The organism is Pseudonocardia sp. D17 (assembly GCF_036984265.1).
Taxonomy (GTDB): domain Bacteria; phylum Actinomycetota; class Actinomycetes; order Mycobacteriales; family Pseudonocardiaceae; genus Pseudonocardia; species Pseudonocardia benzenivorans.
The window spans coordinates 26927-39020 of sequence record NZ_BPRG01000054.1 but is presented as its reverse complement, the minus strand read 5'-3'; the positions used below and the strand labels follow the sequence as shown (position 1 = coordinate 39020).

The 12094-nt window shown below is 71.3% G+C and carries 10 protein-coding genes and 1 pseudogene; 8 read left to right on the top strand and 3 right to left on the bottom strand.

The features are described 5' to 3' along the window. Positions 1-66 precede the first annotated feature (66 nt). Both PSD17_RS11985 and PSD17_RS11980 read left to right on the top strand, forming a co-directional pair. Positions 67-360, top strand: a pseudogene (locus tag PSD17_RS11985) (IS110 family transposase); the annotation flags it as partial. A gap of 46 nt (positions 361-406) precedes the next feature. Then, positions 407-1300 (top strand): transposase, encoded by an 894-nt coding sequence (locus PSD17_RS11980; protein WP_339122705.1) that lies wholly within the window; start codon positions 407-409, stop codon positions 1298-1300. An 8-nt stretch (positions 1301-1308) separates the two neighbouring features. Here the strand turns inward: PSD17_RS11980 and PSD17_RS11975 are convergent, their stop codons facing one another. Further along, positions 1309-3912, bottom strand: a complete 2604-nt coding sequence (locus tag PSD17_RS11975) for a Z1 domain-containing protein (RefSeq protein WP_339122669.1) — start codon at positions 3910-3912, stop codon at positions 1309-1311. Between the two features lie 177 nt (positions 3913-4089). Between PSD17_RS11975 and PSD17_RS11970 the strand changes: the two genes are divergently transcribed. Next, a complete protein-coding gene (locus PSD17_RS11970) occupies positions 4090-4809 on the top strand; it encodes an EcsC family protein (protein WP_339122668.1) in 720 nt (239 codons plus the stop codon). A gap of 104 nt (positions 4810-4913) precedes the next feature. Here PSD17_RS11970 and ychF read toward each other — a convergent pair whose 3' ends face one another. Continuing rightward, positions 4914-5987: a redox-regulated ATPase YchF gene (ychF, locus tag PSD17_RS11965; RefSeq protein WP_013673163.1), complete on the bottom strand. Its 1074-nt coding sequence runs from the start codon at positions 5985-5987 to the stop codon at positions 4914-4916. A gap of 159 nt (positions 5988-6146) precedes the next feature. Between ychF and PSD17_RS11960 the strand changes: the two genes are divergently transcribed. The 5 genes from PSD17_RS11960 to PSD17_RS11940 all read left to right on the top strand — a co-directional run bounded on the left by PSD17_RS11960 (position 6147) and on the right by PSD17_RS11940 (position 11079). Then, positions 6147-6587 (top strand): hypothetical protein, encoded by a 441-nt coding sequence (locus PSD17_RS11960; protein WP_143770364.1) that lies wholly within the window; start codon positions 6147-6149, stop codon positions 6585-6587. Between the two features lie 64 nt (positions 6588-6651). Continuing rightward, positions 6652-8145: an AlkA N-terminal domain-containing protein gene (locus tag PSD17_RS11955; protein WP_339122667.1), complete on the top strand. Its 1494-nt coding sequence runs from the start codon at positions 6652-6654 to the stop codon at positions 8143-8145. Beyond that, positions 8142-8636, top strand: a complete 495-nt coding sequence (locus PSD17_RS11950) for a methylated-DNA--[protein]-cysteine S-methyltransferase (protein ID WP_339122666.1) — start codon at positions 8142-8144, stop codon at positions 8634-8636. Before PSD17_RS11955 ends, PSD17_RS11950 begins: the two co-directional genes overlap by 4 nt. Before the next feature lie 152 nt (positions 8637-8788). Next, the gene (locus PSD17_RS11945; protein WP_339122665.1) at positions 8789-10336 is read left to right on the top strand and encodes a DNA recombination protein RmuC; all 1548 of its coding nucleotides are present in this window, start codon (positions 8789-8791) and stop codon (positions 10334-10336) included. Further along, the gene (locus tag PSD17_RS11940) at positions 10333-11079 is read left to right on the top strand and encodes a DUF6542 domain-containing protein (protein WP_339122664.1); all 747 of its coding nucleotides are present in this window, start codon (positions 10333-10335) and stop codon (positions 11077-11079) included. The genes PSD17_RS11945 and PSD17_RS11940 overlap by 4 nt, the downstream gene beginning before the upstream one ends. Here PSD17_RS11940 and PSD17_RS11935 read toward each other — a convergent pair. After that, positions 11009-11968: a 4-hydroxy-3-methylbut-2-enyl diphosphate reductase gene (locus PSD17_RS11935; RefSeq protein ID WP_013673157.1), complete on the bottom strand. Its 960-nt coding sequence runs from the start codon at positions 11966-11968 to the stop codon at positions 11009-11011. The two genes, PSD17_RS11940 and PSD17_RS11935, sit on opposite strands and share 71 nt — an antisense overlap. Between the last annotated feature and the right edge of the window lie 126 nt (positions 11969-12094).

Here is a 12094-nt window from a genome sequence, read left to right as displayed (position 1 = left end):
ATCGCTATGTAGGGCGAGGACGGCGGAACGAGACCGCGCGACCAAGAACGGAAGAAAGGACTCTGGATGCCACTGGCCGTGGGCATCGATGTGGCCAAACACCTGCACTGGATGAGCGTGGTCGACACGGCCACCGGAAAGCAGCTGGCCAGTCACAAGGTCGCCAACGACCCGACCGCGATCACCGCCATGATCGACGAGGTCGGACAGCTCGCCGCCGAGCATGGGCCCGACTCCACCGTCACCTACGGCATCGACGTGCTCGGCGGGATCGCCGGGCTGCTGACCGCGATGCTGCTCGACCACGGCGCCGCCGTGGTCCACACACCCGGGCTGCTGATCAACCGCTCCCGACGAGCCACCCGTCGGCAGGGAACGCAAGTCCGACCCCGCCGACGCGAAGGTCATCGCCGACCAGATCCGGCTGCGCGCCAGCAGCGACGACCCCCGCGGCCAGCTCCGCCCGGTGCAGGCCCAGTCCGAGCCGGACGCGGTGCTGCGGCTGCTGGTCGGGCGCCGCCGCGAACTGGTCGTCGGCCAGATCCGACGCATCAGCACGCTGCGTGACCTGCTCACCAGCGTCCACCCCGGACTGGAAGCCGCCGTGGACCCGACCACCAAGACCGGGATGTGGCTGCTCACAGGACCAGTCACCGCGGCCGAGATCCGCGCTGCCGGAGAGGACGGATTGCGGGCTCACATGGCCCAGGCCAGTAGGCTGCGGCGTCCCCAGATCGACCGGCTCGTCCGCGCCGCACCCGACTCCGCACACCTTCAACAAACCGTGGTGGCCGGGGAGAACACCGCCGCCAGACTCGTCCGCGAACTCGCCGGCGAGGCGCTGCGCGCCCGTGAGCGGCTCGTCGAGCTCGATACCGAGATCGGTCAGGCCATCGACGACCACCCTGACGGGGCCCTCATCCGCAGCCTGCCCGCGATGGGGGTCGCCCTGACCGCGGAGTTCCTCGCCGAGGCAGGCGGCCTGCACCGGTTCCCCACCGCCGACGCCCTTGCCCCCGCCGCCGGATTGGCACCGGTTTTGCAGCAGTCCGGGAAGATGCACTTCCTGCGCCGCTCCCACGCAGGGAACAAGGCCCTCAAACGCGTCTTCTACCAATCCGCGTTCCGCGCGATCCAACACGACCCACTGTCGAAAACCTTCTACCGGCGCAAACGCGCCGAAGGGAAACGACACCACCAGGCACTCATCGCACTGGGCCGCCGCCGGGTCAACGTCGTGCACGCCATGCTGCGCACCCGAACCGAGTTCAACCCCGACTACCGAGCACGCGCCGCTTGACACCAGCATTAGGCAGCCTCGTCGTCCTGCTCCAGGACCGAGTCGTCCTCCACCTCGACCTCGACGTTGGACAGGTCCGCGCTCCAGTACTCGACGTCGGAGTCCTTGCTGCCGGGCCGGGGCTCGGGAAACAGGATCGACACGCCGATGACGACGTCGTCGGTCGGGGCGTCGAGCGGGCGGCGGCCGACCTTGTCGCCGGTATCGGACTCCGGCTCGATCGGATAGATCAACAACAGGCCCTGGTCCGGGCGCTGCTTCTGCCGCAGCCGCAGAATCTCCTCGCGCTTCGCCGGGACCGGGCCGTCGAGGTCGAGGTCGATGGCCTCGTCCCGTCGGCTGCTCAGGGTCTTGATGTCCGCCACCGGCCCCGGCGGCGTGTCCCTCTGGCCGAGCCGGGCGCGCTTGACCATTCGGACCGACACCCCGCCCCCGAGATCACGCGCCTCGGTCTCGTTGCGGCCGTTGCCGATCACCGCCACGCTCCAGCGGCGGAGCGCACCGGCCTTGACCCGCTTGGTGATGTAGCTGACCAGGCGGTCGCGGTCACCGTCTGACGAGTCCTTGTGGAACTCATAGCCGTTCAGGAAGTCCAGGACGTCGTCATAGGGGACGTCGGTGAACAGCGCGGTCTGATCACGGACGCGGTCGTCGGCGACGCCCTCCTTGGCCGCGGCCGCCACGAGCTCCCGCGCCGCCGAGGCATTGCGCGCCAGCCACTCGCGTCCGGTGTCGGACACGTCGAAGAACCGCGACTCCACCAGCTGTCCGCCGTAGGCGGCGTGCGCCAGGACGGCGCTGGTCATCTTCGCCTTCGACGTGATGCTCATCTTCGGGTGCGAACGCAGCCGGACGGCGAAGGTCAACGGAGTCTCGTTCGACGTCATGTAACGGTTGATGTCCTGGCGCATGTCCGCCTCGACCGTGGCCAGGTGCTTGAACCAGCCTGCGAGCTCGTCGGTCATCCAGATCCGGGGCAGGTCCGCGTAGTGGTTCCGGTACCCGAACCAGCGGCCCATCTGCAGCAATGTGTCGTAGGCGGACACTGCGCGCACGAACAGGCTCGAGATCAGGCCCTCGAGCGTGAGACCACGGGACAGGGTGTTGCCGCCGACCGCGATCGCGGTGACGGGGCCGGCCTCGTAGTTGAGCCGGTCGTTGCTGCGGTAGTTGTCGATGACGACGCGGGTGTCCCGGACGACGTCGCGTAGCTCGTCGAGGACCGCGTCGAAGGGCACCTTCGTCTCGCCGAAGTCCTCGGCCGGCACCCGTGCGGTCTCCTCGTCCCACATCGACCGCAGCCGCTCCACATACGCAGTGTCGCCTGCGTCGAGTCGACGCAGTGTGCGGGAGCGCAGTCCGAGCAGCGGCTCCTTGAACGCCTCGTGCACCAGCGTCTCGGTGGTCGTGTGCACGAGCATCGTCGAATGGGGGTTACCGCCGCCCCGTGCGCGACGAGCCGCCGTGGCCAGCCAGAACCACTCCACCGCGGCCCGCAGCGATTGAGTCATTCCGGGCTCGAAGTACGCGGCTTCCTTCTTGTTCTTCGGCTTGAGGTCGGGGACCTCGTCCTCCGGCACCTCGCGGATCATGTCCCAGCCGCCGGGAAGGTCCTCGGGATCCTCGCCGTCGAGGAGATCGCGTCCGAAGAGGACCTCGGTGCCGTGGTAGCCCTCGGGCTGGGGCAGGTTGACGATGAAGTCCCGAGGGTAGAAGTCGTCGGCCACCGAGGGGTCGATGAGCAGGTTCGCGAACGGCGTCGCGGTGTAGCCGACATAGCCGACCTGCGGGAACTTGCTCAAGACATCGTAGAGCAGCGGGTTGATCTTCGTGGTGGCGACCGTGGACTGGTCGGCCTCGTCGTCGATGATCAACGTCGGGCATTTGTCGAGGTACTCACCGGCCGAGCCGAGCCACTTGCTCAACTTGCGCAGCACCGCGGCGTTCTTCTTGACCACCAGAAGCAGGCACTGGCCCTTCGCCGCGAAGAACGCCTTGGGGTTCGGCGGCGGAACGAAGTCCCTGGTCTCGCTGGTGACCTGGTGCCACTGGCCCGGGTTGGCGTCGACGAGGTCCTTGACCAGACGAATCTGGGTCTGCCGTCGAAGGGTGTTGTGGATACCCGACAGCACTATGAACAGCTTGTAGCCGCGGTCGGCGGCCTTGGCCATCACAGCGGTGAAGTTGGTGGTCTTACCGGACTGGACGAAACCGACGACCAGGCCCTTGGTCTGGAACTCGTCCTGTTTCGGGTGGTCGAGCAGGGCCACGACCTTGGTCGAGGACTCGTCGACCGACTCGATGTTCTTCTCGCCGAAGCCCTTCTTGCGCATGGACTCGACCAGCGCCGGCCAGTTCTTGTCCTTGTCCATGTCGGGGCCCGTGTACCAGGTGGGGCGCCCGTGCAGGAACACCGAGGGCGGCTCGTCGAGCTCACGAACCCGGATGCTCTCCGCCTCGTGCTTCTCGCGCACTCGCTCGATCACCGACTCGTCCGCACCGAACAGGCGCAGGTTCTTGACCGCGTCGTGGGGAGTCATGGACTCCGTGAACTGCAGGAACACCTCGTAGAGCTGCTCGACCTGCTCGTCGGAGATCTCGTCGGCCGCCATTCGCCCCCCAGCACGTGCGCGTACTCACAGCGGACATTAATCAGGCGTCTCGACGGCCTGTGACCGGGCCACTCGAACGAGTGACGACCAGCTCGTGGTAAACGCGATCACCTTCGCTACCGTTGTCGCGATCATCGCGCCGTCGGCGACGTGGCCGCAGCGCCGGAAGGGGACCGCGTGGCGGTGGAGAAGGGCAAGCTCGCCGAACTCGGCGAAGGCCTGGTCGACCAGGTCCTGTCCGTCGGAATCAACGGACGGGGCAGGTTCAATAGCGCGAAGGAGGTCGCCGACGAGCACCTCGCCACCTACACCGACGTCGAGCAAGCCATTCGAAAACTCGTCGGCACCAATACACGCCTGGCGGCCGCCTCCGGTTTCGTGACCGGACTCGGCGGGGTGGCCGCGCTACCGGTCACCATCCCGGCCGCGCTTGCAGGGCTGTACATCCTCGCCGGCCGCATGTCCGCCGCGGTGGCCTACATGCGCGGATACGACATCGACTCCGAAGAGGTCCGCAGCGCCGTGCTCGTCTCGCTGCTCGGCAGCAGCGGCGCGGAAGTGCTCAAGCGGACCGGCGTCGAGATCGGCCGCAAGTCCACCGCTGCCGCCTTCCAACGCATCCCCGGCCGCGCCCTGATCGAGATCAACAAGAAGGTCGGCTATCGCCTCGTCACCAAGGCAGGCGAGAAGGGCGTGATCAACCTCGGCAAGCTCGTGCCGTTCGTCGGAGCTCCCGTCGGCGCAGCCGTCGACGCCGTCGGCTGTCGCACGAACGCCACCTACGCTCTGAAGACCTTCGAGCCGATAACGGGCCGGACGGGCATGACGATCAGCGAGCCGGAAGTGGTCGACGCCACTGCCACCGAGGCACACGTGCGCCGCCAGGAGTCGTCGTGAAGGCACTGTTGGAGCCACGCTCGGCGAGGTCGACGCGCCTACCGACGAACAGCTGACGAACGACGGCGCCGCATGGCGACTTGGCCGGGCGAAACAGCCCGAGGTCAGACGTTGAACCGGAACTCGACGACGTCGCCGTCGGCCATCACGTAGTCCTTGCCCTCCATGCGCACCTTGCCGGCGGCCTTGGCGGCGTTCATGGAACCGGCGGCGACGAGGTCGTCGTAGGAGACGATCTCGGCCTTGATGAACCCGCGCTCGAAGTCGGTGTGGATGACGCCCGCGGCCTGGGGGGCGGTGGCGCCCTGCTTGATCGTCCAGGCCCGGGCCTCCTTGGGTCCCGCGGTCAGGTAGGTCTGCAGGCCGAGGGTGTGGAAGCCGGCCCGGGCGAGGGAGTAGAGGCCGGGCTCGGGCTGGCCGATCGACTCCAGCAGCTCGCGGGCGGATTCCTCGTCGAGCTCGAGCAGCTCGGACTCGACCTTCGCGTCGAGGAAGACGGCGTCCGCGGGGGCGACGAGGTCGGCGAGCTCCTTGCGCCTGGCGTCGTCGGTGAGGACGCTCTCGTCGGCGTTGAAGACGTAGAGGAACGGCTTGGTGGTGAGCAGCGTCAGCTCGCGCAGGGGTTCCTTGTCGACGCCGGCGGCGAAGAGCGTCTTCCCGCTGTTGAGGATCTCGACGGCGGCCTCGGCGGCCTCCAGGACGGCGCGGCGGTCCTTCTGCATCCGCGCCTCCTTGGTGAGGCGCGGGACGGCCTTCTCCAGCGTCTGGAGGTCGGCGAGGATCAGCTCGGTGGCGATCGTCTCGATGTCGGCGGCGGGGTCGACCTTGCCCTCGACGTGCACGACGTCGTCGTCGGAGAACACGCGCACGACCTGGCAGATGGCGTCGGACTCGCGGATGTTGGCGAGGAACTTGTTGCCGAGCCCGGCGCCCTCGGAGGCACCCTTGACGATGCCCGCGATGTCGACGAACGACACGGTGGCGGGGACGATCTTGGCCGACGAGTGGATCTCGGCCAGCTTGTCCAGCCTCGGGTCGGGCAGCGGGACGACGCCGACGTTGGGTTCGATCGTCGCGAAGGGGTAGTTCGCGGCGAGCACGTCGTTGCGGGTCAGCGCGTTGAACAGGGTCGACTTACCGACGTTCGGCAGGCCGACGATGCCGAGGGTGAGGGACACGACCGACCAGCGTAGTCGCACCGCCGCGCGAGGTCGCGACACCGCCGGTCGCCGTACCCCTGATGATCCGAAAAGGCTAACGTCGGCGCGGTTCCGGGCGATGGACCCGGTGAGGCCGCCGGGGTGTGGCCGGTCCCGTCGTCGGCGAAGGTGGTCCTGGTGCGGTTCCCGAGTCCTCGTGCGGCCCTCACCGCGGCCGTGACGGCGTCGCTGTCGCTCGGCGCGGTCACCGCGGTCGCGATGGCGGGCAGCCCGGCGGGCCCGGTGGCGTTGCCGCGCTTCGCGTCGTCGGCTCCCGGGACGTCGGTGGCCACGTTCCCCACGTTCGACGACGCGATCCCGCCGGTCCCGCTGCCCGACCTCGGCGCGGCAGCCGCACCGCCCGCCCCGGTGCCGACCACCCGTGCACCCGCGCCACGCCGGGCGACGACCGCGCCGCCCGCGACCCGCGACGCCGCACCGACGACGCACGCCGACCGGCCGACCGTCACCCGACCGCGGGACGACACGCGCGGCGGGCCCCGCCGCGGTCAGGACGACAACATCCGGACGGCGTGCGCGCTCGGCTACCTCTCGGGTCCCATCTGCGAGCGCGACTGACGCAGGGACGTCCGTGTCCGATTCCCGCCGGAACGGGCCGGGCTGGACTGGCACGATCGACGTCGTGCTCCTCGACCAGGACCTCTGCTACCGCGCGGTGACCTCGCGCGACGCGCGGTTCGACGGCCAGTTCGTCACCGCGGTGCGGACGACCGGAATCTATTGCCGCCCTTCGTGTCCCGCGACGACCCCGTTGCGCCGCAACGTCGAGTTCCTGACGACGGCCGCCGCCGCCCAGCAGCGCGGCTACCGCGCGTGCCGACGCTGCCTGCCCGATGCCGTGCCCGGTTCGCCGGAGTGGGACTGCCGCGCCGATCTCGCCGGCCGAGCGATGCGGCTGATCGGCGACGGGCTCGTCGAACGGGAGGGCGTGCCCGGGCTCGCGAGGGCGCTCGGCTACTCGGAGCGCCAGCTCAACCGCGTCCTGACGGCCGAGCTCGGCGCGGGCCCGCTCGCGCTGGCGAGGGCACACCGCGCGCACACCGCACGACTTCTCGTCGAGACGACGAGCCTGCCCATGGCCGACGTCGCGTTCGCCGCGGGCTTCGCCAGCGTCCGGCAGTTCAACGACACCGTCCGCGCCGTCTACGCGGTGCCGCCGCGGACGTTGCGCGCGGACGCGGCCCGTCGCGGCGGCGAGCGGCTCACCCCGGTCGCGGGCGCGCTGGTGCTACGGCTGCCCCACCGCCTCCCGTTCGACGCGGAGGGGTTGCTCGACCACCTGCGCCACAGGGCGATCGCCGGCGTGGAGGAGGTCGTCGGCAGCTGCTACCGGCGCACGCTGCGACTCCCGCACGGTCCGGCGACGGTGGCGCTCGACCTGTCGGCGCCGCCCGGGGCCCGGCACGTCACGGCGACGCTACGGCCCGTCGACCCGCGTGACGTCGGCCCCGCCGTCGCACGCATCCGCAGACTGCTGGACCTGGACGCCGACCCGGTCGCCGTCGACATCGCACTGGCCGCCGATCCCGCGCTCGCGCCGTCGGTCGGGGCCGTGCCGGGAATCCGGGTCGCCGGCACGGTCGACCCGGTCGAGCTCGTCGTGCGGACGGTCCTGGGCCAGCAGGTGTCGGTCAGCGGCGCCCGGACGGCCGCGTCGCGCCTCGTCGCGGAGCTCGGCGAGCCGCTCCCGGAGCAGTGGGACGGTCCGGGCCTGCTCTTCCCGACGGCGGAGGCGCTCGCCGAGCGCGCGGCCGACGTCGTGAGCGGGCCGGCCAGGCGGACGGCGACGCTCGTCGGGCTGGCCTCGGCGATCGCGAGCGGCGACCTCGTGTTCGACGCGGGCCGCGAGCCCGCCGCGCTGCGCGCCGACCTGCTCGCGCAGCCCGGGGTGGGCCCGTGGACGGCCGGCTACCTGGCCATGCGTCTGCTCGGCGACCCCGACGAGCTGCTCGCCGAGGACCTCGCCGTCCGTCGCGGGGCCGCCGCGCTGGGCCTGCCCTCGGACATCCCCGCGCTGACCGCCCACGCCGAACGGTGGCGGCCCTGGCGGTCCTACGCGGCCACCCACCTCTGGCGGGCATCGGTTCCCGCCGCCCGCACGAAGGAGACGTCATGAACGCGTGGTCCACCATCGACACCCGGATCGGACCGTTCACCGCGGTCGTCGCCGACGACGGCGCCGTCCTGGCCTCCGGCTGGACCGGCGACGTCGACGACCTCCTGCCGCTGATCCACCCGTCGCTGCGCCCCGCCGACTCGCGCGCCGTGCCGGACCTGGGTCCCGTCGGCAAGGCCGTCCTCGCATACCACGAGGGCGACCTCGGTGTCATCGACGCCGTGCCGGTGCGGCAGCGCTCCGGCCCGTTCCTCGAGCACGCCTGGGACGTGCTGCGGACCGTTCCCGCGGGCGGCCCGGTGACCTACACGGAGTACGCCACGCTGTCCGGGCGCCCGGCGGCGATCCGCGCCGCCGCATCGGCCTGCGCGCGCAACGCGGCCGCGCTGTTCGTGCCCTGCCACCGGGTCCTGCGACTCGACGGCAGCCTCGGCGGCTTCCGGTGGGGGCTGCCGGTGAAGCGCGCGCTCATCGCACACGAGGCCGGCTGACGCTCGTGCATTGAGGGCGCGACGGTCCGAAGTCGACGATTCGACCGTTTGTTCGACCGCTCGCCGATCCGTCTCGGCCTCTTGCCGTACACCCTGTCGGGTGGTCGGCGTGGCACGCCGGTTCTGTCGGAGCGCGGGTGCACCCTGGGGCCGTGGATCTCGTCACCGCCGTGAACGTGCTGCTCATCGGCCTGCTCGTGGGCCTGGTGGCGGGCTTCGGCGTGGCGTGGCTGTTCCTGGGCTCGCGGCACAAGGTGGCGGCGGCGGAGGCGGCCCGCCGCGTCGCGGAGGTGTCGGCGACGGCGCGGGCCGACACGGCGGCTCTGCGCGCCGAGCGGGCCGCGCTGCTCGAGCGTGTCGAGGAGCTGTCCGAGGAGGTCGACACCGCCTCGGAGCGCCTGCGCCGCGCGGAGAGCGAGGCCGCCGCGCACGGTGCGGCCCTGCGCAGCGAGCGCGAGGCCGGCGCGGCCCGCGAGGAGCTCCTGCTGCGGCGCGACGCCGAGCTCAAGGAGGCGTTCCGGTCGCTGTCGGCAGATGCGTTGGCGCGCAACAACGAGCACTTCGTCGCGCTGGCGGAGGGTCGGATCAAGGAGGCCACGGCGGCGCTGTCCGCGAAGGCCGCGGGCGACGAGGCGGCCCGCGCCGCGGCGCTCGACAAGCTGATCGACCCGATGACGGCCACGCTCGCCCGGGTCGAGGGCCAGCTGCGGGCCGTGGAGAAGGACCGCGAGTCGGCCTACGCCGGGCTGCGCGAGCAGGTCGTCGCGATGCACCGGTCGTCGGAGAAGCTGCAGAGCGAGACCCGGCAGCTGGTCAGCGCGCTGCGGGCGCCGCAGGTCCGCGGCCGCTGGGGCGAGCTGCAGCTGGAACGCATCGTGCAGCTCGCCGGCATGGTCGAGCACTGCGACTTCGACACCCAGGTCACCGGAACCGGCACGGGCGGCGACGCCGACGGCGGCGTCCGCCCCGACATGGTCGTGCACCTGGCGGGCGACAAGCAGATCGTCGTCGACGCGAAGGTGCCGTTCGCCGCCTACCTCGACGCGGTCGAGACCCGGGAGCCCGAGGTGCACGCCGAGCGGCTCGCCGCGCACGCCCGCCAGCTGCGCCAGCACGTGGACTCGTTGTCCGCCAAGGCGTACTGGGCGGCGTTCGAGCCGTCGCCGGAGTTCGTGGTGCTCTTCGTGCCGGGCGACCCGTTCCTCGAGGCGGCCCTGCAGTCCGACCCGTCGTTGCTCGAGCACGCGTTCGCGCGCAACGTCGTGATCGCCACCCCGACGACGTTGATCGCGCTGCTGCGCACCGTCGCCTACACCTGGCGGCAGGAAGCGTTGGCGCGCAACGCTGCCCAGGTCCACCAGCTCGGCAGGGAGCTGCACTCGCGGCTCGCGACGATGGGCAACCACGTGGCCAAGCTGGGCCGCAGTCTCGACACGGCCATCACCAGCTACAACCAGACGGTGTCGTCGCTGGAGTCACGGGTCCTCGTCACCGCCCGCAAGCTCACCGAGCTCAAGGTCGCCGACGACGACCTGGCCGCCCCCGGCCAGGTCGACCGCGCCCCGCGCACCGTCGCCGCCCCCGAACTCGTCGCGTCGGCCGCGGACTCCCTGATCGCGTTACATCAGCTCGAACGGGAGATCGTCGGCCCGCATGCCGACGACGACGAGGACGACGCCCCGGCTACCGTGACGGGGTGACATCACCTCGCCCGGCGGGCGCCGTCCGCCACCCGGGGCGTCCCGGCCAGGGGCGGTCCGGCGGGTCCGGTTCGCAGGGGCAGTGGCCGATGCCCGACCGGTCGATCATCGGCACGGTGCTGGGCATCCCGCCGGTCGCGGCGCTGGGCGTCGCCGTGGCGTTCACCGGGCTGGGCGTGCTGATCGACGTCCTGCGGTCGGGTACCGCGGGGATCGTCTTCAAGGTCGGGTTCTTCACCGGCTGCCTGCTCGCGGTGATGTGGGTGCGCCGCCGCAGCCTGTTCCTGCCGATCGTGCAGCCGCCGCTGCTGGTCGCGGTGCTCGTCCCGGTGATGGTGCTGCTGGTCGGGCCGTCGCGCTCCGGCGGCGGGACGACCGAGACGCTGCTGCTCGTCGGGGCCCCGCTGATCAACTCGTTCCCCACGATGGCCACCACCACAGCGGTCGTCGTCGGTATCGGGATCGGGCGGCTCCTGTTGCAGCGCAACGACGATCCCGAGCTTCGGCTCGGCAGGCTCGCCGGCCGCGACCGGGCTGCGCAGGGCCGAGGCGGCCCCGCGGGCCGGGCCCCGGGACGTCGGGAGCCGAAGCCGACCGTCGCGGAGGAGGCCCGCCGGCGGGCTCGCGAGAAGCGCCTGGAGGCCGACCGTGCAGGCCGCGAGGGCGGCCGGGTCAGCGACCCGCGCGGCTCGGGCGGAGCTCGCGGGGAAGGGCGAACGTCAAGGTCTCCTCGGCAGTCGTGATCTCCTCGACCTCGCCGAACCCGTGCTCGCCCAGGTGCTCGAGCACGCCGCGGACGAGGACCTCGGGGACCGAGGCGCCGCTGGTGACCCCGACCGTCGTCACGCCCTCGAGCCAGCTCTCGTCGATCTGGCGGGCGTAGTCGATCAGGTACGACGCCCCGGCGCCAGCGGCGAGGGCGACCTCGACGAGCCGCACCGAGTTCGACGAGTTGGCCGACCCCACGACCAGCACGAGATCGCAGTGCGGGGCCATCGCCTTCACCGCGATCTGGCGGTTCTGCGTGGCGTAGCAGATGTCGTCGCTCGGCGGGTTCTGCAGCGTCGGGAAGCGCTCCCGCAGCGCGGCAACGGTTTCCATCGTCTCGTCGACGCTCAGCGTGGTCTGCGAGAGCCAGACGACCTTGTCGGGGTCGCGCACCGTCACCGACGCGACGTCGGCCGCGCTGTCGACGAGCTGGACGTTGCCGGGCGCCTCGCCCGAGGTGCCCTCGACCTCCTCGTGGCCGCGGTGACCGACGAGCAGGATGTCGTAGTCCTCGCGGGCGAACCGCTTGACCTCACCGTGGACCTTGGTGACCAGCGGGCAGGTCGCGTCGATCGTGCGCAGCTCGCGGTCCTCGGCCTGCTGGCGGACCGCGGGCGAGACCCCGTGCGCGGAGAACACGACGATAGAGCCGGGCGGCACCTCGTCGGTCTCGTCGACGAAGATCGCGCCGCGCTCGGTCAGCGTCTCGACGACATGGACGTTGTGCACGATCTGCTTGCGGACGTAGACGGGAGCCCCGTGCTGCTCCAACGCCTTCTCGACCGCCTCGACGGCCCGGTCCACGCCCGCGCAGTACCCGCGCGGCTTGGCGAGCAGGATTCGCTTGGTCTCGGCTCGGGACATGCCACCAGCGTACGGCGGTGTCGGGCGACGGGCCGCCCGACGTGACCCACGCCGTCACCCGTCGGGGCCGTGCCGAAGGGGCGCAGCCACTCCCCCAGGTGACGGCCCCGGCGGCGCAGGGGATGA